The organism is Micromonospora sp. NPDC048905 (genome assembly GCF_040649655.1).
Lineage (GTDB): Bacteria > Actinomycetota > Actinomycetes > Mycobacteriales > Micromonosporaceae > Micromonospora.
Window position 1 is genome coordinate 412876 of the sequence record NZ_JBEZFV010000005.1, and the last position, 26168, is coordinate 439043.

Sequence of the window (26168 nt, forward strand, 5' to 3'; positions counted from 1 at the left end):
CGATAGGCCCGCTCAAGCAGGCCCGTAAGGAAGGCTCGGATGCCCGATGGAGGCGTCTCACGCGACCCACCCAGCTGCACCTGATCAGGGTTGCTGCTGTCGGAAAGCTGTCACCGCGCGTGGTGCGGGCTGTGCAAAGCGGTGATCGTCCCTATCCTGACGTGTTCACCGCAGGCTAGCCATGTGGAGTGTCGTGGATCCTCGACAGGTACGACGTCTGGCAGAGCAGTCCGCCAACTTCGGGTTCCTCAAGGAACACCCGCTACTGGTCTGGTACGGCGCAGGCGCCGAGCTGCTCGTCTATGTCGACGCCCAGGCCGCGATGTTCAAGATCCGCGCGTTCGGCGACGAGATGGCCAAGGATCTCGTCCGGCGCACCGGCGCGAGGCCACAGAAGAACGACTTCTACCACCGGGTTCAGGCCCTGTATGGCGACGGCACGCTCGTGGCGGAGACGTACCACGCGTTCGACCGTCTCCGGGATCAGGGCAACAAGGCCGTACACGATCACCTGGGTGAGGTGCGTGCGGCGCTGGACATGCTCCGGACCTGCTTCGAGCTGGGGGTCTGGTTCCATCGGGCTCTGACCGGCGACCGGACTCCGCTCGGCTTCGTGCCCCCATCCCCGCCGCCTCAGCAGGTGTCGCAGAGTATCGCTGACGGGCTCCAGGCGGAGATCCAGCGCTACAAGGACGAATTGGCGCAGACCAAGCTCCTGCTGGAAGGCAAGGCGTCGCTGGCGCAGGCCCAGGCGGATGCGATGGTCGCCGCGGATCGCGCCGTTCGCGATGCCGACGCCCGCCGCGAACAGGCTGCTGTGCTGGTGGCGAGTCTCAAGCCGGCGGCCGAGGCGGAGCAGGCGGCGCTGGACAGCAAGGCGACGACCAAGGTCTCCGCCGCCCGGCGCGAGGAGTTCATCGCCCGCGCCCGTCGTGCCTCGCACGAACCGCTCAACGAGATGCAGACCCGGGTCGAGATCGACCGGCAGTTGGGCGCGGCCGGCTGGATCGTCCAGGACGAGAGCCAGATCAACCTGTACGCGGGCACCGGCGTCGCCGTCCGCGAGGTGACGCTGGCGGCGGGCCGGGCCGACTACCTGCTCTACGTCAACCAGCGGCTGGTCGGCGTGATCGAAGCCAAGCGGGAGGGGACCGCGCCGCGCGGTGTCGAGGCGCAGCTCGACCGCTACCTCAACGGGCTCACCGCTGAGCAGAAGCTCGCCGCGTGGCACCGGGACGATCCGCTGCCCTTCGGCTACGTCGCCACGGGCACCGAGACCGCCTTCGTCAACCGGCTCGACCCGTTCCCCCGTACCCGTGAGGTCTTTGCCTTTCACCGGCCGGAGACGTTCGCGCGGTGGATGCGGGAGGCCGACGACGACCCGGCGGCACCGACGTTGCGTGCCCGGCTGCGGCGGATGCCCGCGCTGGACCGGCTCGGCCTGCGGCCCGCCCAGGTGGACGCGATCGACGGGCTGGAACGCTCCCTCGCCGAGGATCATCCGCGTTCGCTGATCCAGATGGCCACCGGTGCCGGCAAGACGTTCACGGCGGTCACCAGTAGCTACCGGCTGTTGAAGCACGCCCGCGCCGCGCGGATCCTGTTCCTGGTCGACCGCAACAACCTCGGCAAGCAGACCCTGCGGGAGTACGCGGGCTACCAGACCCCGGACGACGGGCGGAAGTTCACCGAGCTGTACAACGTCGACCGGCTCTCCGGCGCGGGAATGCTCGACTCCTCGAATGTGGTCATCTCCACCATCCAGCGGCTGTACGGGGCGCTGCGCGGCGACGAGCTGCCGGACGTGGATCTCGACGACCGGGCGTACGACGACTACGAGTTGGACGAGCCGGCCGATGTCACCTACAACCGGCAGCTTCCGCCCGAGACGTTCGACCTGATCGTGGTCGACGAGTGCCACCGGTCGATCTACGGCAAGTGGCGGGGCGTCATCGAGTACTTCGACGCGTTCGTGGTCGGGCTCACCGCCACGCCGGTCAAGCAGACGCTGGGCTTCTTTCAGCAGAACCTGGTCTCGGAGTACACCTACGAGCAGGCCGTCGCCGACGGGGTGAACGTCAGCTTCGACGTGTACCGGATCAAGACGGAGATCACCGAGAAGGGCGCCGACATCGAGGCCGGCACCGTCGTGCCGCTGCGCGACCGTCGCACCCGGGCCGAGCGATACCAGGAGCTGGAAGACGACTTCACGTACGGCGGCAACCAGGTCGGCCGGTCGGTGATCTCCAAGGGGCAGCTCAAGCTGGTGCTGGAGACGTTCCGGGAGAAGCTCTTCACCGAGATCTTCCCCGGCCGCTCGACCGTGCCCAAGACGCTGATCTTCGCGCGGGACGACAACCACGCCGAGGAGATCGTGCAGATGGTCCGGCTCGTCTTCGGGCGGGGCAACGACTTCGCCGCGAAGATCACCTACGCCTCCCGCAAGGGAGGTGACAACCCGGACACCCTCATCCAGGCGTTCCGCAACAGCCCGGAGCTTCGCATCGCGGTGACCGTCGACATGATCGCCACCGGCACCGACGTACGGCCTCTGGAGTGTGTGTTCTTCCTCCGGCCGGTGCGCAGTGCCACCTACTTCGAGCAGATGAAAGGTCGCGGCGCCCGTACCATCGACGCTGCCGAGTTCCAGGCCGTCACGCCCGACGCGGAGGTGAAGGACCGGTTCGTCATCGTGGATGCGGTGGGCGTCACCGAAGCGGACCTGGACGAGGCCGTGCCGCTGCAACGGCACACCGAACGACAGATCTCGCTGCGCGATCTGCTGAAGAAGGCCGGCACGCTGACCGCCGACCCGGACGAGGTGGCCACGCTCGCCGCCCGACTCGCCCGCCTGGACCAGCAGTTGACCGACGACGAGCGCGCCGAACTGGCCGACCTCGCCGACCAGCCGCTGACCGGCATCGTGCGGGGCCTGGTCGACGCTGTCGCCCCCGAACAGCTCAACCCGGCCAAGGAAGCTGGTACGGAGGCCGTCCGCGACCTGCTGGCCGGCGCGCTACGTCCGCTCGCGGCTAACCCGGCACTGCGCGAACGCATCCTGGAAATCCGGAGGGCGCACGACATCACCATCGACGAGGTGAACGCCGACAAGCTGATCTCGGCGGCCGGTGTGCCGCTCGAGGAGCGTGCCCAGATCACCGTGAAGAGCTGGCACGACTATCTGGAAGAGCACCGCGACGAGATCACCGCCTTGCAGGTCTTCTTCGAGGGGCGGGGACGGGTCGGGTACGACCAGCTCAAAGAGTTGGCGGCGCGGATTGCGCGACCCCCGCAGGCGTGGACGCCGGAGTCGCTGTGGAAGTCGTACGTGCTCCTCGGTCGCACCGCGGAGGCGCCCGGCACCCGAAGCACGACGGATCTTGTCAGCCTCATCCGGTATGAGTTGGGGCTCGATCAGGAGCTGCGTCCCTACCGGAGCCTCGTCGAGGAGCGCTTCCGTGGGTGGCTGCTCCGGCAGGAGCAGGCGGGCGCTACGTTCACTGCCGATCAGGCATGGTGGCTGGAAAGGATCAAGAACGTGATAGCGGTCAGCGTGGAGATCACCCCGGACGACCTGGAGGGCGCGCCGTTCAGTGAGCGGGGCGGGATCGACGGGTACGCGGGCGCGTTCGGGAAGCGAGCCGAGCCGCTGCTCGATGAGCTGAACCAGGAGCTGTCTGCGTGACCAAACTGCCGGCAGGCTGGACGTTAGCGCCTTTGGGTGACCTGGTCACCATCAATCCTCGCCGCTTCGACCGCGAGCCAGGCGACGATGACATGGTTTCAGTTGTTCCGATGGCTGCGGTCGAGGCTGAATCTGGTCGAATGGATCCGTCGCAGACGTCGCGGTACGGCGATGTCAAGAAGCGCACACTCACTCCGTTTCAGGAAGGTGATGTGCTGTTCGCAAAAGTCACTCCTTGTATGGAGAATGGCAAGATCGCCGTGGCCCGTGGCACTGTTGGAGGCCGGGCCTTTGGCAGCACGGAACTATTCGCGCTGCGCAGTAACGGTGCGATTGATCCTAGCTATCTGTGTAATTTTCTGCTGCAACCTGGCATCAGGCGCGAGGCGCAGTCCGTTATGACAGGAGCGGTGGGTCTTCGTCGCGTTCCTCGTGCTTATCTAGAGGAGTTGCTGATACCGCTGCCGCCGCTTGCCGAACAGTGCCGCATTGTTGCTGCTCTTGACGATCATTTGTCCCAACTGGCCGCTGGCGTAGCTTTGCTGGAAGCGGCCACCATCCGACTCCATCGGTTCAAGAAGTCCTGTCTGTCGGATGCTGCCAGTGGTCTTTTGTCTGATAAGGCAGGGGATTTGCGAGATGCGCAACGGGTTCGGCGAGACATCCTCAACGGTCGGCAGTCTTTGGTGCAGGTTGGTGGTAGGGGCCGTCCGGATCCCCTTCCTCCGCTGGTGGAGTCTGAGCTCCCCTTCCCTGAGCATTGGGCCGTGATGTCTCTTGAGCAGGTCACACATCCAGCCCGAACGATTTCCTACGGGATCCTAAAGCCTGGGCCGCACGTCTCCGACGGCATCCCCTACATTCGCGTAATCAACATGCGGGGTGATCGCCTGGCGCTAGATGATCTGCATCGGACCAGCTCTCATATCGACGCGCAGTACGCTCGATCTCGGCTTGCCTCGGGAGACGTGTTGGTCTCCATTCGGGGAACATACGGCAGGATTGTGCGAGTGCCACCTGTGCTGGTAGGTGCGAATATAACTCAAGATACGGCTCGCTTGGCATTCCTCGATCAAGTTGACCCTGATTTCGCTTGCATATATCTGAGGAGCGCGTTCTTTCAGAGACATCTTCGGCGGGTAGCTAGAGGCGTCGCGGTTAAGGGCGTTAATATCGGTGATCTCCGAGAGGCTCCATTTCCGGTGCCGCCCTTCGATGAGCAGCGGGAGATCGTTACGCGCATGCTTGAGCTTAATTCGCAGCAGGAGACAATGTTGGCGGCTGTAAGCCTCGCGAGCGCAGAAGCCAAGGTGTTGCGTAGGAAAGTATTAATGGAGGCGTTTTCTGGCCGCATCGTGCGCCAGGATCCAAACGACGAACCTGTCTCGGATCTGCTCGCCCGAATACGAGCTGAACGGGCAGCCGCTGCTCCCCGACAAAAGGCGCGCTCGATCCGTACTCGAAACGAGCTGGCAGCTCCGCCGACCAGGGTGACCGGCGACAACTACCACCAGGAGGCACTACCGCTGTGAGCACTGTGGATTCGCGCCGGTTGGTGCAGAAGCTGTGGAACTACTGCGACGTGCTGCGCGACGACGGCGTCTCGACCATCGACTACGTCGAGCAGTTGACGTTCCTGCTCTTCCTCAAGATGGCCGACGAGCGCGCCAATCGGTCAATCCGGCCCGAGCAGATCGTTCCCGACGAGCTGAGCTGGCAGACGCTGCTCGACGCCGAGGGCGACGCCCTGGAGGTGCAGTACCGCCACATCCTTACTGGTCTGGCCCGGGAGGGTGGCACCTTGGGCACGATCTTCCGCAAAGCGCAGAACAAGATCCAGGACCCGGCAAAGCTCAAGCGGCTGATCGTCGACCTGATCGACAAGGAGAAGTGGTCGCAGGCAGGCGTCGACGTCAAGGGTGACGCCTACGAGGAACTGCTCGCCAAAGGCGCCGAAGACGCGAAGTCCGGTGCCGGCCAGTACTTCACCCCACGTGCGCTGACCGCCGCGATGGTTGACTGCATGCAACCAACCCCCGACGACACGATCACCGATCCGGCCTGTGGGACCGGCGGCTTCCTGCTCGCCGCGTTCGATTTCATTCAGCGGCATCACGGCAGTGCCCTCACGCCGGATCAGCGTCGCCGCCTCGCCAACGGCGCGATTACCGGCACCGAACTGGTCGACGGCACCGCTCGACTAGCCGCGATGAACATGCTGCTGCACGGCATCGGCACGCCCAGCGGCGACTCTTTGATCGCGATCAGGGATGCGCTCGGCAAGGAGCCGGACCGCCGCTACAGCCTGGTTCTCGCAAACCCGCCGTTCGGCCGCAGCTCCTCGATCCGCATGATCGGTGAAGACGGCCGCTCCACCCGCGAGGAACGGGAGATCGAGCGGAACGACTTCTGGGCTACCACCGCGAACAAGCAGCTCAACTTCGTCCAGCACATCGCCTCGCTATTGGAGATCGACGGCCGGGCCGCCGTCGTCCTGCCGGACAACGTGCTCTTCGAAGGCGGCGCGGGCGAGACGATCCGCCGCCGGCTACTCAAGCAGTACGACCTGCACACGATGCTCCGCCTACCCACCGGCATCTTCTACGCCGGTGGGGTGAAGGCCAACGTGCTCTTCTTCGAGCGCAAGCGCGCCCGCGAGGAGCCGTGGACCCAGAAACTCTGGGTGTACGACTTCCGCACCAACCAGCACTTCACGCTGAAGCAGAACCCGCTGCGCCACGAACATCTCCAAGACTTCGTCGACTGCTACCTGCCGGGCAAGGACCGCGCCGAGCGGGTCGAGACCGAGCGGTTCAGGGCGTTCCCCTACGAGGACCTGATCGCCCGCGACAAGGTGAACCTCGACATCACCTGGCTCAAGGACGCCTCCCTGGAGGACGCCGACGCGCTGCTGCCGCCGGAAGTGATCGCTCAGGAGATCGTCGAGGACCTGGAGGCGGCGCTGCGCGAATTCGCCGCCATCGCGGAAGCCCTGACGGCGTCGAAGGTGCAGCCGAATCCCAGCTAACTTGTCCGCTCTCTAGCGCTGGTGCGATGAAGGTGGTGACGTGACCGACTCTCCCATCCGTGGTGACGGCTTCACGATCAAGGAGCTGTTCAGCCTCCTGAAATTCCGGCTAGATCCATATCAGCGCGAGTACAGCTGGGGCCGGAAAGACGTCAAAGCGCTGGTCGACGACCTGACTGACCACTTCGCTGAAGACTGGATGCCTGGCCATGAACGGCGCGCGGTGCGCCGCTATCGGCCGTACTTCCTCGGGCCCTTTGTCTACTACCAGGACGACGAGGTGGCGTCGCTTGTCGACGGACAGCAACGGATAACCACACTGCACCTGCTGCTGTTGCATCTGCGCCGGCTCGCGGTGGAGGCAGAGCGGCCCGAGTATCGGGGCGACGTCGGTGCCCTGGAGCCGCTCATTGCTGACAGCTCATTCGGAGAGCGAGCCTACGCGATTCGCTCCGATGAGCGGACCCCTGTCCTTGATGCGATCTTCGAAGATAAACCGTTCTCGTTGCCCGCCGACGCGAGCCCGTCGGTCAAGAACCTTCATGAACGCAGCCAGGAGCTTGACGAGCTGCTGCCGGAATCCGTCCGCGACGAAGCCCTACCGCTTTTCATTCATTGGCTGCTCAACCGGGTCTGCCTTGTCGGCATCAACGCCAACAATCGCCGGCAGGGCTGGGAGATATTTGAGACAATGAACGACCGGGGGGTACAGCTCGGTCCCGCTGATCTTCTGAAGAGCTTCCTGTTGCGACGCGCCAGCAACGGCCACAACCTGGCCCGGTTGGGGGAGGCGTGGGGTGGCATCCTGGCCAGGGTCGACAATCACGCCCCGCAGGCAGCGGCAAAGTTTCTTCAAGCATTGCTCATCGGCCGGTACGCACAGAGCGCCGACGAGGTCGCCGACATCACGGTATCGTTCCACGGCTGGGTGCAGGAGAATGATTCGCGTCGAATGAACCTGAATTATGCGCCGGATTTCGCGCGCTTCATCGAACACGATCTGGCGCGCCTCTCCGGGCGGTACGCCTCGCTGCACGCGGCGACGAGCGTCCTGGAGCCCAGTCTCGAACCGCTGTTTCATAATGCCAAAAACGAGATCGACCAGATGCCGTTCCTGCTGGCCGCGATCGACCCTGACGACACCGACGCCCAGTTCCGAGAGAAGGCGTTCCTGGTTGCCGCCTACCTCGACCTGGTGTTCGTCCGGATGGCCGTGAACAACCGGATCGGAAAGCCGGATGATCTGGACACCCACGTCCTGCCGGTGATTCTCGATCTTCGCGCCTGTCCGGACATCGATGCTGTGGCGAAGGTGCTGGGGCGGCGCATAGCTGAGCTGGATGTCGACTTCACCGGGGTCAAGCGGTACGGGCTGCGAGCGGACAACCGGTCTCAGGTCAGGTACCTGCTCGCACGACTGACGGCCTTCGTGGAGACTGAGTGTGGCCGACCGAACGAGATCGCCCGGTATCTCGACAAGGATGAGCCGTTCGAGATCGAACATATTTGGGCGAACAAGTTCGAACGTCACCAGCCCGAGGTTAAGACCGAGTCGGTCTTCAGGGTGCAGCGCAATCGGATCGGCGCGCTGCTGCTGCTCAGGAAGTCTCATAACGCCAGCTATCAGGACGCCCCGTATGAGCAGAAAATCGAATGGTACCGCGGCCAGAATCACCTCGCGGCGTCGCTGCACAAAGCTACCCAGGAACGTAACCGACCCTTCACGGAGGGAGTGATCAAGAAATATCGGCTGGAGAAGATCTTCCATCCGGTGGCCAGGTTCGACATGTCAGCCATCGAGCTGCGACAGCAGCTCTACGAGCGCTTATGCGAGATCGTTTGGGACCCGAAGCGGCTCGGTTTCAACCTGCCGCCCACTGTCGCGCGGCACGTGATCGAGCAGAGCGACGTTCCTGTCGCTGTCCCTGCTCAGCGCGTGTCTGCCGCCGTAGCCAGACGTACCCGGGCTCACTTCGGTGGCGTTACCGTCGCAAGACTTGTCACTGTCGGGGCGCTCAGCGTTGGTGAGGAGTTGGTTCTCACCTACAAGCGCGATCGTTACCTCGCGCATATGAATGAAGCCGGTCAAATCGAGTTGGAGAGCGGGGAAGCGTTCGAGTCACCCTCCCCGGCCGGGTCGACTGCCACCGGTAAGCCGACAATCAACGGCTGGAGCGCATGGAAGGTGCGGCGGGGCGACAGCCTGACGCCGCTGCATGATGTGCGGGCGGATGCGTTGTCGCGTGGCCTGCTTGAGGTGGCGACGTAGGGTGCTCGCTCAGTCCGATCATGACCGTGACGGCGGAGGGGCAGGCCCGTGCCAGGGTCCAAAGCGCTAAAGTCGAGCAGGAATGGTCGCCTGGGCGACGCGCCGCCCTGCGTGACCGGTCCCGCCGGGCGGCAGCTGAGATGCTCGACGGCTCCGGCAGCCAGGCTCCGGCGGCATGACGAGTCCCGACGCGCCCTCGGTCCGGCTGATACTGGATCGGTCCGCGCTGCTCGCCTACGTGGCGGGATCCATGGACGTTGCCGAGCCGATCCACGAGGTCGCTCAGGACGGCGTTCGATTCGGTGTGCCGGCGGCAGGGGCGGCCGAGGTGCTGGCGGTGGCGGACGATCCGGGCGATCGAGCGGCGCTGCACCGACTGCTCGACGTCCCGCCTGGGCGGTGCTGCCCACCTGGGGTGAGGATTGGCAGGAGTTGGCGTACTGGCGCGTCGTCACCGGTCGAGTTGACCTGGCCGCTGCCGTGATGGCTGTGCTGGAGCACGACGCCGCGGTGCTGACCAGCGAGGTCAAGGCGTACGGCGACGGCGGTGACCTTCCGGTCATCCGCTTCCCTGGCTAGAGCGCCCGGTTAGGGCGCCCGCTCGATCACGACGACGGGGATCTCGCGGTCGGTGCCCTTCTGGTAGCGGGCGTACGTCGGGAAGACCTTCGTCATGACGGGCCAGAGCCGAGCCCGCTCCTCGCCCGTCGCCGTCCGCGCCCGCCCGGTAAATCGTTCCGCGCCGACCTGCACTTCGACCGTCGGGTCGGCGCTCAGGTTCAGATACCAGGCCGGGTGCGTGCTGGCGCCTCCGTTGGACGCCACCAGCAGGTGGTTGTCGCCGTCGCGGCCGTACATCAATGCGGTGCGGCGCAGTTTGCCCGTGCGGCGTCCGCGCGTGGTGAGCAGCAGCGACGGTACGCCGTAGAAGGTGTCGCCGTCCGCGCCGTCGGTCTGCACGTAGCGCCGGATGTGCTCGGCGACCCACCCGACCGGGCTGTCCTCGATCGTCTCGTGCTGCTCCGGTGCCGTCACGGCATCGTCTCCTTCGTCGGGCCGGCTCGGAGGTGGGCCGGCTGGGAGGTGCGCCGGCCGGTTCGGAGGTGGGGCCGGTTCGGAGGCGGGCTGGTCGGAGGTGCGCCGCTCAGGACGTCGCGGTGGACTGTCCACTGCGGTCGGCCGGCCGGGTGCCCTGCCCGGGGCGGGTGGTCAGCACCTGGGGGCCGGCCTCGGTGATCGCGACGGTGTGCTCGGAGTGGGCCGTGCGTGAGCCGTCCGCGGACCGGATCGTCCACCCGTCCTCGTCAAACTTGATCTTGTCGGTGCCGCGGCAGAACCACGGCTCGATCGCGATCGTCAGACCGGGCTTGAGCGTCATGCCCCGGCCGGGGCGGCCCTTGTTGGCGACGTGCGGGGCCTCGTGCATGGTACGGCCGATGCCGTGTCCGCCGAACTCGTTGTTGACCTGGTAGCCGTAGCGGTGGGCGACCTCGCCGATGGCGGCGGAGACGTCACCGAGTTGGTTGCCCGGCTGTGCGGCGTCGATCGCGGCGGCAAGCGCGACCTCGGTGGCCTCGATCAGCTTGAGGTCCGCCGGGCTGGGGGTGCCGACGATGACGGACAGCGCGGAGTCGGCGACCCAGCCGTCGATCCCGACCGCCATGTCGATGCTCAGCAGGTCACCGTCGCGCAGCACGTAGTCGTGCGGCAGGCCGTGCAGCACGGCGTCGTTGACCGAGAGGCACAGGACGTTGCGGAACGGGCCGCGGCCGAACGACGGCGCGTAGTCCCAGTAGCACGACTCGGCGCCCCGCTCCTTGATCCGACGGCGGGCGTGGCGCTCGAGGTCCATCAGGTTGACCCCGACGGCGGCGACCTCCCGCAGCTCCGCCAGCAACTCGCCGACGAACCGGCCGGTCACGGCCATCCGTTGGATTTCCTCGGGGGACTTAAGCTCGATCACGACCAACCCTCCCTGTCCGTAGCGGTATATTTATACCACGCCTCGGCGCGTCCGCCCGGATGGCGTTGCTGGTCCGCGACGGCAGATCTATCCTGCTCACATGGTTCGCCCACCGCTCACCCCCGCGCAGATCGCCGCGGGTCAACGTCTCGGTGCGGCGCTTCGGGTCGCGCGAGGTGGCCGTCCCCTCGTCGAGGTGGCCCTGGCGGCCGGCATCTCGCCGGAGACGCTCCGCAAGATCGAGGTGGGTCGGCTCCCGGCGCCCGCGTTCGGCACGGTGGTCTGCCTCAGTGAGGTCCTCGGCGTCCAGCTCAGCGACCTGGCCGAGGTGTGGCTGGCCGACCTGCGCCTCCGCGAAGCGTCCTGAGGGCCGGCCGCGCGAGCACGACACCCACCGGCCCGCCGCGCGAGCGGCAAGCGCACCGTCAGCCGCGCGGGCGGCGAGCACACCGTCAGCCGCGCGAGCGGCACGCGCACCGTCAGCCGCGCGGGCGGCGAGCACACCGTCAGCCGCGCGAGCGCGGCAGGCAGCACTTCTTGTACTTGGTGCCCGATCCGCACCAGCACGCGTCGTTGCGGCCGGGCGGCCAGGCCCGTAGGTCGGGGCCGGTGAGCGAGTCGGCGTACTCGTCCTGGTTTTCCTCGTCGGTGGGGTCGCTGCCCTCGCTGTCGGCGAAGGCCGCCAGGTCGGCGACCGTGCCGACGGCCACACCCAGGTCCGCGCCGCCCATCGCGGACGCGTCGACGAGGGCGCGTTCGATCTGGGCGCGGTGCTCGTCCCACGTGGCGGGGTAGCTGTCGGCGAGGGTGGGCCAGCGCAACAGCAGCGCGGTGAACTCGGTCTGCGGCCAGAACAGCAGCGTCGCCGGGCCGTCGTCGAGGGCGTCGAGCGCGTGGTCGCTCGCGGCGCGCAGGCGGTCGGCGAGGTTGTCGTACTCGTCGTGCGGTAGGCCCTGTTCTTCGCGCAGGTCGTGTCGCTGCTGGGCCAGGCCGTAGATCATGGCGGCGGCCTCGTCCTGGGCGTCCTCGGATGCGTGCTGCTGGGTCCGGGTCCGTTCCAGGATGGCGTCCAGCGCCCCGGTGAGCCATTCCAGCGCCGTGTCGCTGTGGCCGGACTCGGCCAGCTCGTCGATCAGATACATGGAGTCGGGGTCGGTTTCCAGCAGCGGACGCAGGGCGGTCAGTTCGGCCATGCCCTCGTCGGTACGCCCGAGGCGCAGCAGCAGGCCGCCGCGCACCCCGCGCGCGTACGCGTTGTCGTCCGGCTGTTCGGCGACGGCGCGGGTGGCCAGCGCCAGCGCGTCGGCCAGGTCGCCGGCCTGCTCCAGGATGTCCACGGCGACCAGCAGGGCGTACCCGGTGTCGTCCGGGTCCGCGACGCGCCCCTCGTCGACGGCGCCCACCAGTTCGGCGACGAGCGCGGCCGGGTCCGGGCTCTCGAAGCCCAGGTTGCCGATCTCGTTGATGCGGTCGGCGGTCAGCAACTCGGACATGGGCGCATCCTGAAAGACGACGGGCGGTGGGTGGGGGAGCGGCCAGCGTACTCCGGAACATGGCGCGGCCCGGGCGGCGAACCGCCCGGGCCGTGTCACGAACGGTCAGCGGGTCGCGGGCATGGTGGCGAACTCGCCGGCTAGCTCCGACTCGACGATCGTCGCGGTGGACGGCCGGCGACCGGCCGACGCCCGCCGGGCGGACGGGACGGCGAGGGCCGCGAGCGCGGCGGCCAGGGCGATGGCCGTGAGGACGAGAAACCCGGTCGTGAAGCCGGCCTCCCGGGGCAGGCCGTTGGCCTGCGGGTGCGCGGTGATCACGCCGCTGACCACGGCGGCGCCGATCGCGCCTCCGATGGTGCGGATGTTGGCGTTCATACCGGTCGCCACGCCGGTCTGGCTGGCCGGCACACTGCCGACGATCAGGTTGGCCATCGACGCGAAGGCCAGACCGATGCCGAGGCCGACCAGGCCGCCGGCGATGGCGACCTCCCAGCGGGTGTCGTGCGCGGCGGCGAGCATCGCCGAGGCGGCCACGTTGAACGCGGCACCGGTGGCGAGCTGCGCCTTGGCGCTGAAGACGGACTGGAGTCGGCCGGCGACGAGGCCGGCGACGAACATCGCGACGAGCATCGGCAGCATGAGCAGACCGGCCTGGCTGATGCTCGCCCCGAAGCCGTAACCGGCGGCGGTGGGGGTCTGCACGAACTGCGGCAGGAACGCGTAGACGGAGAACATCGACGCGCCGTAGAGCAGGGCGACCAGGTTGGTGGTCCAGACTCCGGGCAGGCGCATCATCCGCATGTCGATCAGCGGGTTCTTCGAGCGCAGTTCGGCGACCAGCCAGCCGACCAGCAGCACCACGGCGAGCGCCAGCAGACCGAGCACCCGGGTGGAGGTCCAGCCCCAGGTCGCGCCCTGGCTGATCGGCAGCAGCAGCGCCACCAGCCAGCCGGAGAGCAGCAGGGTGGCGCGCCAGTCGATGCGCCCGGGGGTCCGGACCGGCGACTCGGGGACGAACAGGTGTGCGGCCACGGCGGTCAGCCCGACCACGACCATCGGGATCCAGAACAGCCAGCGGTAGTCCAGCGTGGTGACGATCGGGCCGGCCAGCACGATGCCCAGGCCACCGCCGACGGCGACGATCGCCGAGATGGAGGCCACGGCCGTGGAGACCCGGGCGGCCGGAAACTCGTCGCGGATGATCCCGAACGACAGCGGGAAGACCGCTCCGCCGATGCCCTGCACGACCCGGGCGAGGATGAGCACGCCGATGTTCGGCGCGATGGCGGCCAGGAGGCAGCCGAGCGCGAGCGCGGCGAGCGAGACGACGAGCATCCGCTCCTTGCCGACCATGTCGCCGACCCGTCCGAGGATCGGCGTGAAGATCGACGCGGAGAGCAGGTAGGCGGTCAGGACCCAGGTCACGGTGTTCTGGGAGGTGTGCAGATCCTGCTGGATGGTCGGTAGCACCGGGGTGATCAGCGACTGGAGCATCGCGAAGAACCCGGCACCGGCCGCGAGCACGGTGAAGGTGAGCCGGCGCGAGCTGCGCCGGGAGGTTGCTGCCACGAGAGAGAACTCCCTGAGTACGTACTGAGCCCGTCATCTGCGACGGGCAGGGCTGTCGGGTCCGGGCGATCGGGTGGCCAGGCGGCGATCGGGCGGACCCCGAGGTAAGCTAACCGGAGGCAGGCCTCCGGGGTTTCCGGAGGGGTGCCTCCACTAAGTTAGCGGAGGGTTGCCTCCGGATGCAACCAGGGTGAGGTGACGCACGTCATGACCAGCGCGGGGCAGGCGCCCGAGGTCTTCGCCCAGCGGCCCAAGCGGGCCGATGCGCGGCGTAACTACGACGCCCTGATCGCGGCGGCGCGCGAGGCGTTCGCCGAGCACGGCGCTGCTGCCTCCCTGGAGGACGTGGCCCGGCGGGCCGGGGTGGGCATCGGCACGCTCTACCGCAACTTCCCCAGCCGACGGCACCTCTTCGAGGCCGTCTACGTCGAGGAGGTCCGGGCGCTGAGCCGCTCGGCCGAGGACCTCGGCGAGCTGCCCCCGTGGGACGCGCTCGTCGCCTGGCTGCACCGGTTCGTCGCGTACGTCGCCACCAAGCGGGCGCTCGCCGAGCAGCTGCTGCACGACTCGGAGATCTTCACCAGCTGCCGGACGGAGATCTACGCCGCCGGCGAGCCGCTGATGCGCCGCGCCCAGGATGCCGGCGTGGTCCGTGCCGACGTCGGCTTCGACGACGTGGTGCGCCTGATCAGCGGCCTCACCATGGCCCAGTTCCCGTCACCCGAGCAGCGCGACCGGGTGCTCGGTGTGGCCCTGGACGGGCTGCGCGCCACCGTGCGCTGACCCGGCGTCAGCGGTCGACCAGCAGCAGCCACTCGTCGTCGAGGCGTTCCACCACCGTGCCCGTCGGCCAGCGGTGACCCGGGTCGACAACCGCCCTGGCCTGATCGACCTGCGGGGGCCGGCTGAACTCCGCGTCGCGGAAGCTGGTCATGCGGTGGAACCGGGACCGGCCGAAGTTCGCGGCGTCGGTGAAGCGGGCCCGGTCGAACAACGCCTCCGCGCCGAACACCGTCCAGCGGAACAACGCCATGCCCCGGAAGCGGACGGAGTGGAAGGTGGCCGACCGGCCGAACTCGGTGTGCTCCATCGACAGGGCAGCGTCGAAGACGGCCTCCTGAAAGGTGGCGGCGTCCTCGAAACGGGTCGCGTCGAAGCTGGTCGGCTGACCGAAGACCGTCCGGCGGAATGAGGTCAGGTCGGCGAAGGTGGACCGCCGACAGGACAGGCCACCGGTGAAGGCGGCCCCGTCGAAGCTGGCCACACCGCCGACGCGAGCGCCGTCCAGCAGGACCTCACCATCGGCCGCGAGCCCGTCGAAGGCCACGTCGCCGAAGGTCGCCGCCCCGAGCAGGAGACGCCCCCGGGCCGTCGCGCCCGCGAAGGTGGTCGTGCCGGTGAACGTCGCCGCCGTGAAGGTCGCGTCGACGAGCGTGCAGCCAGTGGCGTCGAAGTCGACGAGCGCGGCGCCGGTCAGGTCCAGCACCACCTCCGGCCAGTGGGCCGCGTCGTCCGCGCGCAGGTGCCGGGTGAGCACGCTCTGCGCGGTGCGCCGGACCTCCGTCTCGCGCGGCTCGCCGTCCGGCGCCGGCATCCGCAGGTACGCGCAGAGCACCGCCGTGATCGTCGGGCGCTGCCCCGGGTTGTCCTGACCGAGGCGCTCCAGCGCGTGCAGGCCGCCGAGGCGTACCGCCGCGCTGTCGTTGCCGAGCAGCTCGACGGCCCGGGTGTAGAGCTCGGTCAGCCGGCGCTCGGCCGCGTCGTGTTCGGCCGCACCGGAGTGCCGGTCCTGCTGGCGTTGCGCCGCCTCGGCCACCGACTCGGCGTGCGCCTGCACCCGGTCCCGGTGTGCCTGGTCGCGGGCGGCGACGCTCTCCTGGTGCCGTTGCGCGCGTTCGGCGATCCACTGGCGACGGGCGGCCAGCAGCAGGGCCAACCCTCCGCCGGTGCCGGCGACCACGGTCAGGCCGGTGCGGATCGCGTCGATGCGCAGCGTGGCGCGGGTGTCCGGCTGGCTGGCCCGGTCGGCCTCGGCGAGCAGCAGGTCGAGCACCAGCCAGCCCAGGGCGGCGGCGACCAGCAGACCGACCAGCACGAGCCACCACGGCATCACCCGTAACTGGCGCTCGGGAGGTTCGTCGGCGACCACGGCCACAGCATGCCATTCGCGCTCACCACCCGGGGGTGCGCGACGGTGAATGTCGGGTGGGCGACGTTCCTGGGAAAGGGGGTGCCGCACATCAGAGGTGCTCGATAGCCTGCTGCCGCTGTCCAGTTGGGACAGACGTGACGTCCCAGAGGAGCAGCGCGCATGACCGAGCCGCACAGCGTGCCCCCGGAGGGCACCCCGCCGACCGTGCCGCAGCTCGACGTCCGGGCGGCCGAGCCACCGACCGCCGCCGCCCCACCACCCACCGGCGGGTTCGCCGACCGGCCGCCCGGCTATCCGAGTGCGCTGGTCTGGCTGCGTGCCGGGATCCTGCGGGACTGGCGGGGCGTGCTCGGCGCGTTCGTCGCCACCTGGTTCTACCTACCGCTCGCGCTGCTCCTGGCGTTCTGGAGCGGCCTCACCTTCGCCGTCACCGGGCTCTTCGTCGGCGGGTTGGGCGCCGATGACCAGGTGCCCCAGGTGCTGCGCGACGCCCCGCTGATCGGCTCCCTGCTGGAGGCGTTCCTGACCCGCTCCGGCGGGGTGCTCGGCGGCGTGACCGGCTTCGTCGCCGGGTTCCTGATCGGCTTCCTCGCCGTGCTCGTGGCGCCCTGGCTGGGTGCCGAAGACGGGGCGTTCACGGTGGTCACCGGTCTGGTCGGCACGGTGGCCGCGGCGGCGCTGATCGGGGTGCTCTACACCCTCTACCGGGTGCTGCTGGAACCGCGTCTGCTGGTGGTCTCCGGCGCCCGCCAGCCCAGCCGCCGGGAGTACGCGCGGCTGAGCCCCGTGCTGGGCGAGTGCGCCCGGCGGCTCGGCCTGCACAGCGTGCCCCGGCTGCTGATGGAGGACGACCCGGTCCTGAGCAACGCCCGCACGTACGCGCGGCACGTGGTGATCACCACCGCGGTGCTGACCGAGCCGGACGAGGAGGTCGCCGCGCTGTTCAGCCACGAGTTGGTGCACTGGCGCACCGGCGACGAGATCACCAGCGCCTTCGTCCGCGGTGTCGGCCTGCCGCTGACCCTCGCACACGCCCTGCCGACCTGGCTGATGCGGACGTTCCCGCACCCGGGCACCAACTTCGTGGTCTTCCTGTTCTTCTGGCCGGTGCTGCTCACCATGCGCTACGTGGTGCTGCCGCTGCACGCCCGCGACGTGCGGGCGGCCGAGTACCGGGCCGACCTCGGCACCGTGCTCACCGGGCACGTCGACGGGATGCGGCGCGTCCTGGAGCGGCGACTGTCCTTCGAGACCGGCCGCAGCGGCTGGGACGAGGCGGTCTGCGCCACCCACCCCCCGCACGAGCTGCGGCTCGACGCGCTGGAGCGGGCGTCGGCGCCCGCGGTGGCCGCCGCCGCGGACGAACCCGTCACCGTCGAGCGGCTGTTCGGCCACTCCGGCCCGGTGGGCACCCGCCGCACCTGGCTGCTGGTCGGCGCCCTCGTGCTGGCGGCCTGCGTCGGCACCGGCGGGCTCGGCGTGGTGCAGTGGGCGTTCTTCCGGCCGCAGGCGACTGTCGACGGATACTTCGCCGCACTCGCCGACCGGGACAGCGACGCCGCGCTCGGCTTCCGGAGCGACGGAAGTGGCGTCACCGACCGCAAGCTGCTCGCCCAACTGGTGCGCGACAAGGGTTATCGACCACCGACCGACGTTGAGATCACCAAGATGGACCGGGACGGCGACAGCGCCACCGCCACCGTGGCGTACCGGTTGGCCGGGGAGCGGCGCACCACCGAGGTCGCCCTGCGCCGCGACGACGAGGCCACCCTCGGGTTCTTCCACGGTTGGCAGGTGAGCGGTGGGCTGACCTCGCTCGACACCCCGATCGCCGGCCCCGGGGTGCAGCTCAACGGGGTGGCGCTGCCGGGCGCCGCCGAGGGTCCCGCACTGGTGCTGCTGCCCGGTGAGTACACCGCGACCGGCCCGGCCACCGCGCTCAGTGAGACGCCGAGCGAGATCGTGGCGGTCGCCCCGGGGCAGAGCACGGCGGCCCTCCAACTGGCCCCGGTGCTCAAGCCGACGGCCGGCGAGGCCGTCGAGGCCCAGGTACGCGCCTGGTTGGACGAGTGCGCCACGCAGACGGTCGCCGCGCCGCCGGGCTGCCCGTTCCGCTACTACGGCGGGTCCGCGCAGAAGGTCACCTGGAAGATCCTGGAGTACCCGAAGATCGCCGTCGAACTGACCGGCCCGGCCAGCGCACAGGTCCTCACCCCGAGCGAGAGCCAGGGCCGGGTGCAGGCCAGCGGCACCACCACCTCGTACCTCGGCACCAACACCCCGTTCACGGACGAGGACGAGTTCACCGTGGCGGGCGTCGCCACCGCCGACGGGGACACCATCGCCTTCCGCCCCGCCACCAACTGACCGGGAGAGACCGTGACCGACAGCGACACCGCCGCGCGACAACCCGTCCGGTTGACCATCAGCCCGCGGCACCGGCAGCCACCGCCGGTCGCCCTGCTCGACTGGATCCAGCGCAACCCGCAGTACCGGCCGGTGATCCGCCAGGCCGGCGGCGGCGGGGGACGGCCGGGCTTCACCGACGCGGTGATCATCGCGGTGCTGGCGCAGGGGCTGCTCCCAGGCCTGTTCAACCTGTTGCAGTCCTGGGTCGACCAGCAGCGCACCGAGGCCAGCGTCCGGATCCAGGCCGGCGACACCGAGGTGGAACTACAGGTGAGTGGACGCACCGATTCGGCTCACCTGCTGGCCCAGGCGACCGAGGCGCTGCGGGCCGCCCGGGAGCCCGGCCCGGACGCCGCCGACTGACACCGGCGGCGTCCGCACCGGCGGGTCAGCTCGCCTTGGCCAACGACTCGAACTCGTCGTCGGTGAGCCGTACGTCGGCCGCGCCCACGTTCTCCTCGAGGTGCGCCACCGAGGACGTACCGGGGATCGGCAGCATCACCGGCGAGCGGCGCAGCAGCCAGGCCAGCGCGAGCTGCGCGGGCGACGCGCCGTGGGCGGTGGAGATGGCGTCCAGCGGGCCGCCCGGGCGGGCCAGCTCACCGGTGGCGATCGGGAACCACGGGATGAACGCGAGGTCGTTGCGCTCGCAGTACTCCAGCACGTCCTCGGCGCTGCGGTTGGCGAGGTTGTACAGGTTCTGCACGGAGGCGATCGTGGTGATCGCGCGTGCTTGCTCGATCTGCGCCACGCTCACCTCGGACAGCCCGATGTGTCGGATCTTGCCCTCCTGCTGCAACAGCGCCAACTCGCCCAGTTGATCGGCGAGCGGTACCTTCGGGTCAATCCGGTGCAACTGGTAGAGCGGGATCGAGTCCAGGCCGAGGTGGCGCAGGCTCAGCTCACACTGCTGGCGCAGATACTCCGGGCGGCCCACCGGACGCCAGTCGCCCGGGCCGGAGCGCGTCAGCCCGGCCTTGGTCGCGATGACCAGGTCGTCGGCGTACGGGTGCAGAGCCTCGCGGATCAGCAGCTCCGAGACGAACGGCCCGTACGAGTCGGCGGTGTCGATGAACGTCACGCCCAGCTCGACGGCCCGGCGCAGGACCCGGACCGCCTCCGCCGGGTCCTTCGGGTCGCCCCAGACACCGGGGCCGGTGATCTGCATCGCCCCGTAACCGAGCCGGTTGACGGTGACGTCTCCGCCGATCCGGTACGTGCCGGACGCCTTCGCGGGCTGCTCACTGATGTTTGTCGCCATGGGTAGATCATCCCCCGCACGTCGACAGGCATGCCGCCCGTTGGCCGACTGTGTGCGTGGACACGCCGTGTGCGGGTCGAGGGGGATTGCCGGCAAGCGCCCGGTACGACCGGGATGTCCGTGCGACGCTGGCGGGGCCCGTGCCGTTCGGCGCGGCGGCGGAGGGAGCACCCATGGCGGGAGTGCCGCAGGTCAACTTCGCGCTCGACACGTACGAGTGCATCGTGATCTATCCCGGCGCGGCCGGACGGGTCCTGCCCGCCGAGACCGTGCAGCGGTTGCAGGCCGAGCACGCCGAGCACATGCAGGCGCTCCAGCGAAGCGGCATCATCCTGGTAGCCGGTTCGGTGGACGGGCCGGCCCGCGAGCCGGAGCCACCGATCGGCTTCGGTCTGGCCCGCACCGGCAGCGTCGACGACGTCCGCAGCGTGCTGGAGGCCGACCCGGCGGTGCAGGCCGGGCTCTACCGGGTGGACGTGCTGACCTTCCTCTGCCCGGCCGGTTCACTGGAGTTTCCGCTGGTCAAGACGGAAAGCTGACTGGTCGGTCAATCGGTGGCTGTCGTGATGGCGACGGCGCTCGACGGCCTGCCGGTGTTACGGTCGCGCCCAGCGAGGGCCGCCGCCGGGGCGCACCCGGAAGCCATGGGTCGGCCCCGGTCGAGGAGTCGCCATGATCTCCGCCGCCACCCCCGATGTCGCGAGGGCCACCACCCGGCTGCGCGCCCTGTTCGGCGACCGCCTGTACGAGCCGGGTGATCCCGCGTACGCCACCACCACGACGCTCTGGAACGGCGCGGTCCAGCGCACACCCGTGCTGGTGGCGCACTGCCAGGACGCCGACGAGGTGGCCCACGCGGTCCGCATCGCCGCCCGCTGTCACCTGCCCCTGTCGGTCCGCTCCGGCGGGCACGACTGGGCCGGCCGGGCCCTGCGCGACGGCGGCCTGGTGCTCGACCTGACCGGTCTGCGCGCCGTCCAGGTCGACCCGGACGCGGCCACGGTGACCATCGGCGGTGGTGCCACGACGGCCGAGCTGCTCGCCGCCGCCCGCCCGTACGACCTGGTGGTGCCCACCGGCGTCGTCCGCGACGTGGGCATGGCCGGGCTCACCCTCGCCGGCGGGTACGGTCCGCTCTGTGGTCGGTTCGGTCTGACCCTGGACAATCTGCTCGGCGCGGAGGTGGTCCTCGCCGACGGTCGCCGGGTCACCGCCGACCCCCGGCACGACGCCGAGCTGTACTGGGCGCTGCGCGGCGGCGGTGGGAACGTCGGCGTGGTCACCGAGCTGCGTTTCCGCGCGCATCGACTGCCCGGCGTGCTGGCCGGCATGATCATGTTTCCGCTGGCCGAGGCGCCGGCCGTGCTGCGCGGTTACGGCGCGCTCGTCGCCGAGGCCCCGGACGAGCTGACCGTGATGACCGGCTTCCTGCCCGGCCCGGCCGGCGAACCGGTGATCTTCGTCTGCCCGTTCTACAGCGGCCCGGACCTGGACGCCGGGCTGCCGTGGATGGATCGGCTGCGCGCTCTGGGCACCCCACTCGTCGACCAGATCGCCCCGATGCCGTACGCGGAAGCGCTGCGGATGTTCGACGGCGGCATGGTCGACGGCAACCACTACCTGTTGCGGACCCGCTGGCTGCCCGCACTCACCGACAGCGCGGCGGACGTGCTCGTCGACGCGGCCCGGCAGGTCAGCTCCCCGTTCTCGGCGCTGGCCGTGCACCACTTCCACGGCGCGGCCACCCGGGTCCGGCTCGCCGACACGGCGTTCGGCCTGCGCGGCGACCACCTGCTGACCGAGATCATCGCGGTCTGGCCGCCCGGCGAGCAGGCCGGGCCGCACCGCGAGTGGGCCGAGCGCACCTCGGCGGCGCTCGCCCCGCACGCCCTGCCCGGTGGATATCCCAACCTGCTCGCCCCGGAGGAGACCGACCGGGTCCGGCTCGCCTACGGCGCGAACTGGGCGCGGCTGCGCCGGGCCAAGCGCCGCTACGACCCGCGTGAGCTGCTCACCGCGGTGCCCACCCTGCCCCCGTCGGGGCACTGATGACGGGCCGTCGCCGGGAGCACCCCCACAGCGCATGGCACCGGAGGCGTACGATTCCCCGCGCGCGGTCGCCGTTGCCCGTCGCCACAACGTTCCCGGTGCGGTTCCGCCCGCCGGTCCGACGCGCGCCGCGCGTCGTTGGACACCTGTTCCGCTGCCTGCAATGGGTCGGCCCCGCGTCCGACCTGAAGGAGAGACTAGCCTGATGGGCGTGACACGCCGTGTGAAGATCGTCTGCACCCTTGGTCCCGCCACCTCGTCCCCGGAGCGCATCCGGGGTCTCGTCGAGGCCGGCATGAACGTGGCGAGGCTCAACTTCAGCCACGGCAGTCACGCCGACCACGAGGCGGTCTATCGACTGGTCCGGGAGGCGTCCGAGGCGGCAGGTAAGCCGGTTGCCGTCCTCGCCGACCTCCAGGGCCCCAAGATCCGGCTCGGTCGGTTCGCCGACGGCCCGCACGAGTGGCGTACCGGCGACTCGGTCGTGATCACCGGTGACGACATCCTCGGCACCAAGGAGCGGGTCTCCTGCACCTACACCAAGCTGCCGCACGAGGTGAAGCCCGGTGACCGCCTGCTGATCGACGACGGCCGCGTCGCCGTCGAGGTCACCGACGTCACCGGCAACGACATCCGCTGCCTGGTCACCGAGGGCGGCCCGGTCTCCAACAACAAGGGCGTCTCGCTGCCCAACGTGGCGGTCAGCGTGCCCGCCATGTCGGACAAGGACGCCGAGGACCTGCGCTTCTCCCTGGGCCTGGGCGTCGACCTGGTCGCGCTGTCCTTCGTCCGCTCGGCCGAGGACATCAAGCTCGTCCACAACATCATGGCCGAGGAGGGCGTGTACCGCCCGGTGCTGGCCAAGGTCGAGAAGCCGGAGGCGGTGGAGCACCTCGAGGCCATCGTGCTGGCCTTCGACGGCGTGATGGTCGCCCGCGGTGACCTCGGCGTCGAGATGCCGTTGGACCAGGTCCCCCTGGTGCAGAAGCGTGCCGTGCAGCTGTGCCGGGAGAACGCCAAGCCGGTCATCGTGGCCACCCAGATGCTCGACTCCATGATCGAGAATTCCCGCCCCACCCGGGCGGAGGCCTCCGACGTCGCCAACGCGGTGCTCGACGGCGCGGACGCGGTCATGCTCTCCGGCGAGACCAGCGTCGGCAAGTACCCGGTGCTGACCGTCAGCACCATGGCCAAGATCGTGACGACCACCGAGGCCGGCTCGATCGGCGTGCCCCGGCTGCAGCACGACCCGCGTACCCACGGTGGCGCGCTCACCGTCGCCGCCTCGTCGATCGCCCGCGCGATCAACGCCAAGGCCCTGGTCGCCTTCTCGCAGACCGGTGACACCGTCCGACGGCTGTCCCGCCTGCACTGCGACCTGCCGCTGCTGGCGTTCACGCCGGTCCCCGAGGTGCGCGACCAGCTCGCCCTCACCTGGGGCGTGGAGACGTTCCTGATGCCGTTCGTGCAGCACACCGACGACATGTTCCGCCAGGTCGACCAGGCGCTGCTCGGCCTCGACCGGGCCAACCCCGGCGACTACGTGGTCATCGTGGCGGGCAGCCCGCCCGGCACCCCCGGCTCGACCAACACGCTGCGCGTACACCAGCTCGGCTCGCTGGTCGACGCGGCGTCGGCGCGGGCGCTGCAGTGAGCGACGGTCGGGTCGCGGTCGGCCAGGCGGCGGTCGACCAGCTGCTGGAAGTGCTGGACCTCGACCCGACCGGCGACATGGCCTTCCGGGGGATGAGCCCCCCGGTCGGCCCACAACGGGTGTACGGCGGCCAGGTCGCCGGTCAGGCCCTGGTCGCCGCCGGCCGCACCGTCGACCCGGAGCGGTTCGTGCACTCGCTGCACGGCTACTTCGTCCGCCCCGGCGACCCGGCCGAGCCGATCGCGTACCAGGTGGAGAACATCCGCGACGGCCGGTCCTTCTCGGTCCGCCGCGCGGTCGCCCTGCAGCACGACAAGCCGATCTTCTTCATGTCGGCGTCGTTCCAGCGGGCCGAGGAGGGCCTGGACCACCAGGTCACGGCCCCCCTGGACGTGCCGCCGCCGCAGGACGTGCCGACGATGTCCGACCGACTCTCCCGCTACCCGGAGCGGCTGGGCATGTGGGGTCAGATCCCGCGACCGATCGACGTGCGCTATGTCGGCGAGCCCGGTTGGGTCCGTCCCGGCGACCGGCCGGCCGACCCGCACCAGCGCGTCTGGATGCGCATCGACGGCAAACTGCCCGACGACCCGCTGCTGCACGCCTGCGCGCTCACCTACGCCTCGGACCTCACCCTGCTGGACTCGGTGCTCTCCGCACACGGTGAGGTGTGGGGGCCGGGCGGGCTGGTCGGCGCGAGCCTGGACCACGCGCTCTGGTTCCACCGGCCGTTCCGCGCCGACGAGTGGTTCCTCTACGACTGTCTGAGTCCGTCGGCGTCCGGCGCGCGGGGGCTGGCCACCGGGCGGATGTTCACCACGGACGGCCAGCAGATCGCCAGTGCCGTCCAGGAGGGCCTGCTGCGCCGCGTGGGCGCCTGACACCGTCGGTGGCGTCCCCGGCAGACCCCGGGCGGCGCTGACGCCCGTCAGGCCTGGTGGATGGCCTCGCCGGCGATCTCGATCTGCACCGTCTTGCCGACCAGGACCCCGCCGCTCTCCAGCAGGACGTTCCAGAGCAGGCCGTAGTCCTCGCGGTTGATCTCAGCCGTCGCGCTGAACCCGAAGATGTTCTGCCCGTACGGATCCTGACGGGCACCGCCGAAATTCACCTCCAGGTCGACAGCCCGGGTGATTCCTTTCACGGTCAACTCACCGGTCAGCACGAATCGCCCGGGGGTGCCCTCGGACAGCGGCGGGACAATCGGACTCCGCCCCCGTCCGCCGAGCCGGTGGCTACGCAGGCGGGCCCATTGGAAGATGGGATCCTCCTGGCCCTGCCATTTGATACCGGTGCTTCGATATTCGAGGGTGGGATAGCGCTCCACGTCGAGGAAGTCGGCACTCTTCAGATGTGTGTCCCGGTCGACACTTCCGGTGGTGATGCTGGCCGACATGATGGTCGACGTCACCGAGGAGAGCAGCGGGTCCTCCGCCACGAAGATCTGTGCGGTGGCCTCGGCGAACTCGCCGCGCACCGGGCTCACCATCATGTGCCGGGACAGGAAACCGATCCGCTTGTGCGCCTGATCGAGAAGATAGGTGCCAGCGACCGGGATGGTCATGCCATCCCAGGTGCGTGTGGCGATATCGGTCATCGTGTTGCCTTCCCCCCGATGTTTATCAATGTGCTGCCCGGCGCCGCTGCAACGGTCTGGCGGTCGCGCCCCCGCCCAGCATAAGGACGCGCCAGACCGGCATTCCGGCCCCCACCTCACGGTGGATCATGGCGCACTTTGACCGGTCCTCGTCGACTGCCGGAACCGGCGTGAATTGCGCGGGTCCCATCGATGCCTATCCGTTCGGCCGAGGGTCGCCCGCCCGGCCGGTTGACCGGGGGCTAACCTTGCCGACATGCGCCTCTCCGCCCGGGTCGACTACGCCCTCCGCGCGGCCGCCGAGCTTGCCGCGACGGCCAGTGGTCCTGGGCGCGGCCGGCCCGTCACGGCCGACCAGATCGCCCGTGCCCAGGAGATCCCGCCGAAGTTCCTGGAGAGCATCCTGCTGCAACTGCGCCGGGGCGGCATCGTGCACGCCCAGCGCGGCCCGGAGGGCGGCTACTGGCTGGCCCGCCCGGCCGAGGAGATCTCGCTCGCCGAGGTGATCCGGGTGATCGACGGCCCGCTCGCCCACGTCCGCGGGCAGCGTCCCGAGCAACTCGGCTACCACGGCCCGGCCCGCGCGCTCCAAGAGGTCTGGATCGCTCTCCGGGCCAGCGAACGGGAGATCCTGGAGTTGGTCAGCGTCGCCGACGTGGCCGCAGGCACCCTGCCCCCGCGGATCACCGAACTGGTCGCCGACCCGCGCGCCTGGATCTGACCACCGCCCCACCGTCCTGGTCTGGTTCGCCGGGCCGCCGTCCTGGCCTGGTTCGCCGGCGTCGCGCTGGCCGGGTTCGCTGGCCCGCCGTCCTGGCCTGGTTCGCCGGCGTCGCGCTGGTCGCCCGCGCTGCGCCGCGTCTCCGGCCGTTGCCGCGTCACGCCGCCGTGTGGCGCGGCGGTGTCTGCCGCGGCGCGGCTCGCATCGACCGTGGTGCGTCGGACGGCGGCGTCCCATCCACCGATCAGAGGCTTGACCGAGGCCGCCCCGTGCCGCATTGTCGACCAAGTCGATAGGAGATACCGAAAAGTCAGG

The 26168-nt window shown here is 69.5% G+C and carries 20 protein-coding genes and 1 pseudogene; 14 read left to right on the forward strand and 7 right to left on the reverse strand.

Features of this window, described 5'->3' with window-relative positions:
• Positions 1 to 193 precede the first annotated feature (193 nt).
• The 5 genes and pseudogenes from AB0C01_RS16435 to AB0C01_RS16455 all read left to right on the forward strand — a co-directional run bounded on the left by AB0C01_RS16435 (position 194) and on the right by AB0C01_RS16455 (position 9561).
• On the forward strand, positions 194 to 3685 hold the full coding sequence (locus AB0C01_RS16435; protein WP_357571512.1) for a DEAD/DEAH box helicase family protein: 3492 nt from the start codon (positions 194 to 196) through the stop codon (positions 3683 to 3685).
• Complete coding sequence (locus AB0C01_RS16440) at positions 3682 to 5217, forward strand: restriction endonuclease subunit S (RefSeq protein ID WP_357571513.1); 1536 nt, start codon at positions 3682 to 3684, stop codon at positions 5215 to 5217. The genes AB0C01_RS16435 and AB0C01_RS16440 overlap by 4 nt, the downstream gene beginning before the upstream one ends.
• A gap of 23 nt (positions 5218 to 5240) precedes the next feature.
• Positions 5241 to 6713 carry a class I SAM-dependent DNA methyltransferase gene (locus tag AB0C01_RS16445; RefSeq protein ID WP_357571559.1) on the forward strand — a complete coding sequence of 491 codons (1473 nt, stop codon included), beginning with the start codon at positions 5241 to 5243 and terminating at the stop codon, positions 6711 to 6713.
• A gap of 40 nt (positions 6714 to 6753) precedes the next feature.
• Positions 6754 to 8982 carry a DUF262 domain-containing protein gene (locus AB0C01_RS16450; protein WP_357571514.1) on the forward strand — a complete coding sequence of 743 codons (2229 nt, stop codon included), beginning with the start codon at positions 6754 to 6756 and terminating at the stop codon, positions 8980 to 8982.
• A gap of 175 nt (positions 8983 to 9157) precedes the next feature.
• Positions 9158 to 9561, forward strand: a pseudogene (locus AB0C01_RS16455) (hypothetical protein).
• A gap of 9 nt (positions 9562 to 9570) precedes the next feature.
• On the opposite strand, the gene AB0C01_RS16460 reads toward AB0C01_RS16455, so the two are convergent.
• On the reverse strand, positions 9571 to 10017 hold the full coding sequence (locus AB0C01_RS16460) for a nitroreductase family deazaflavin-dependent oxidoreductase (protein WP_357251207.1): 447 nt from the start codon (positions 10015 to 10017) through the stop codon (positions 9571 to 9573).
• 109 nt (positions 10018 to 10126) lie between these two features.
• On the reverse strand, positions 10127 to 10945 hold the full coding sequence (map, locus tag AB0C01_RS16465; RefSeq protein ID WP_357571515.1) for a type I methionyl aminopeptidase: 819 nt from the start codon (positions 10943 to 10945) through the stop codon (positions 10127 to 10129).
• A gap of 100 nt (positions 10946 to 11045) precedes the next feature.
• Here map and AB0C01_RS16470 point away from each other — a divergent pair, with 100 nt between their 5' ends.
• Positions 11046 to 11312 (forward strand): helix-turn-helix transcriptional regulator, encoded by a 267-nt coding sequence (locus AB0C01_RS16470; protein ID WP_357251211.1) that lies wholly within the window; start codon positions 11046 to 11048, stop codon positions 11310 to 11312.
• 139 nt (positions 11313 to 11451) lie between these two features.
• Here the strand turns inward: AB0C01_RS16470 and AB0C01_RS16475 are convergent, their stop codons facing one another.
• Together AB0C01_RS16475 and AB0C01_RS16480 are read right to left on the reverse strand one after the other, a co-directional pair.
• A complete protein-coding gene (locus tag AB0C01_RS16475) occupies positions 11452 to 12438 on the reverse strand; it encodes an SEC-C domain-containing protein (RefSeq protein ID WP_357571516.1) in 987 nt (328 codons plus the stop codon).
• 105 nt (positions 12439 to 12543) lie between these two features.
• Positions 12544 to 14010, reverse strand: a complete 1467-nt coding sequence (locus AB0C01_RS16480; protein ID WP_357571517.1) for an MFS transporter — start codon at positions 14008 to 14010, stop codon at positions 12544 to 12546.
• A gap of 207 nt (positions 14011 to 14217) precedes the next feature.
• On the opposite strand from AB0C01_RS16480, the gene AB0C01_RS16485 reads away from it, so the two are divergent.
• Positions 14218 to 14793 carry a helix-turn-helix domain-containing protein gene (locus AB0C01_RS16485; RefSeq protein ID WP_357571518.1) on the forward strand — a complete coding sequence of 192 codons (576 nt, stop codon included), beginning with the start codon at positions 14218 to 14220 and terminating at the stop codon, positions 14791 to 14793.
• A gap of 7 nt (positions 14794 to 14800) precedes the next feature.
• On the opposite strand, the gene AB0C01_RS16490 is transcribed toward AB0C01_RS16485, so the two are convergent.
• Positions 14801 to 16159 carry a pentapeptide repeat-containing protein gene (locus tag AB0C01_RS16490; protein ID WP_357571519.1) on the reverse strand — a complete coding sequence of 453 codons (1359 nt, stop codon included), beginning with the start codon at positions 16157 to 16159 and terminating at the stop codon, positions 14801 to 14803.
• 162 nt (positions 16160 to 16321) lie between these two features.
• Here AB0C01_RS16490 and AB0C01_RS16495 point away from each other — a divergent pair, with 162 nt between their 5' ends.
• Entirely contained in the window at positions 16322 to 18529 is a 2208-nt protein-coding gene (locus AB0C01_RS16495) for a M48 family metalloprotease (RefSeq protein ID WP_357571520.1), read from the forward strand.
• A 12-nt stretch (positions 18530 to 18541) separates the two neighbouring features.
• Positions 18542 to 18934, forward strand: a complete 393-nt coding sequence (locus AB0C01_RS16500) for a hypothetical protein (RefSeq protein WP_357571521.1) — start codon at positions 18542 to 18544, stop codon at positions 18932 to 18934.
• Between the two features lie 25 nt (positions 18935 to 18959).
• On the opposite strand, the gene AB0C01_RS16505 is transcribed toward AB0C01_RS16500, so the two are convergent.
• A complete protein-coding gene (locus tag AB0C01_RS16505) occupies positions 18960 to 19832 on the reverse strand; it encodes an aldo/keto reductase (RefSeq protein WP_357571522.1) in 873 nt (290 codons plus the stop codon).
• A 173-nt stretch (positions 19833 to 20005) separates the two neighbouring features.
• Between AB0C01_RS16505 and AB0C01_RS16510 the strand changes: the two genes are divergently transcribed.
• The 4 genes from AB0C01_RS16510 to AB0C01_RS16525 all read left to right on the forward strand — a co-directional run bounded on the left by AB0C01_RS16510 (position 20006) and on the right by AB0C01_RS16525 (position 24416).
• Positions 20006 to 20371: a YciI family protein gene (locus tag AB0C01_RS16510; protein WP_088949307.1), complete on the forward strand. Its 366-nt coding sequence runs from the start codon at positions 20006 to 20008 to the stop codon at positions 20369 to 20371.
• A 133-nt stretch (positions 20372 to 20504) separates the two neighbouring features.
• Positions 20505 to 21881: an FAD-binding oxidoreductase gene (locus AB0C01_RS16515; protein ID WP_357251234.1), complete on the forward strand. Its 1377-nt coding sequence runs from the start codon at positions 20505 to 20507 to the stop codon at positions 21879 to 21881.
• 205 nt (positions 21882 to 22086) lie between these two features.
• Positions 22087 to 23535 (forward strand): pyruvate kinase, encoded by a 1449-nt coding sequence (gene pyk / locus AB0C01_RS16520; RefSeq protein ID WP_357251236.1) that lies wholly within the window; start codon positions 22087 to 22089, stop codon positions 23533 to 23535.
• A complete protein-coding gene (locus tag AB0C01_RS16525; protein WP_357251239.1) occupies positions 23532 to 24416 on the forward strand; it encodes an acyl-CoA thioesterase II in 885 nt (294 codons plus the stop codon). The genes pyk and AB0C01_RS16525 overlap by 4 nt, the downstream gene beginning before the upstream one ends.
• Positions 24417 to 24463: 47 nt before the next feature.
• Here the strand turns inward: AB0C01_RS16525 and AB0C01_RS16530 are convergent, their stop codons facing one another.
• Positions 24464 to 25132, reverse strand: coding sequence for a YceI family protein (locus AB0C01_RS16530; protein ID WP_357571523.1), 669 nt, complete (start codon positions 25130 to 25132; stop codon positions 24464 to 24466).
• 256 nt (positions 25133 to 25388) lie between these two features.
• On the opposite strand from AB0C01_RS16530, the gene AB0C01_RS16535 reads away from it, so the two are divergent.
• A complete protein-coding gene (locus AB0C01_RS16535) occupies positions 25389 to 25853 on the forward strand; it encodes an Rrf2 family transcriptional regulator (RefSeq protein ID WP_357011130.1) in 465 nt (154 codons plus the stop codon).
• The last annotated feature ends 315 nt before the right edge of the window (positions 25854 to 26168 follow it).

Bases quoted from the DNA above. Each gene is read 5' to 3' on its own strand.
- AB0C01_RS16470 (WP_357251211.1), top strand. From the start codon at position 11,046: ATGGTTCGCCCACCGCTCACCCCCGCGCAGATCGCCGCGGGTCAACGT.
- AB0C01_RS16475 (WP_357571516.1), bottom strand. From the start codon at position 12,438: ATGTCCGAGTTGCTGACCGCCGACCGCATCAACGAGATCGGCAACCTG.
- AB0C01_RS16485 (WP_357571518.1), top strand. From the start codon at position 14,218: ATGACCAGCGCGGGGCAGGCGCCCGAGGTCTTCGCCCAGCGGCCCAAG.
- AB0C01_RS16495 (WP_357571520.1), top strand. From the start codon at position 16,322: ATGACCGAGCCGCACAGCGTGCCCCCGGAGGGCACCCCGCCGACCGTG.
- AB0C01_RS16505 (WP_357571522.1), bottom strand. From the start codon at position 19,832: ATGGCGACAAACATCAGTGAGCAGCCCGCGAAGGCGTCCGGCACGTAC.
- AB0C01_RS16510 (WP_088949307.1), top strand. From the start codon at position 20,006: ATGGCGGGAGTGCCGCAGGTCAACTTCGCGCTCGACACGTACGAGTGC.
- AB0C01_RS16515 (WP_357251234.1), top strand. From the start codon at position 20,505: ATGATCTCCGCCGCCACCCCCGATGTCGCGAGGGCCACCACCCGGCTG.
- pyk (WP_357251236.1), top strand. From the start codon at position 22,087: ATGGGCGTGACACGCCGTGTGAAGATCGTCTGCACCCTTGGTCCCGCC.
- AB0C01_RS16530 (WP_357571523.1), bottom strand. From the start codon at position 25,132: ATGACCGATATCGCCACACGCACCTGGGATGGCATGACCATCCCGGTC.
- AB0C01_RS16535 (WP_357011130.1), top strand. From the start codon at position 25,389: ATGCGCCTCTCCGCCCGGGTCGACTACGCCCTCCGCGCGGCCGCCGAG.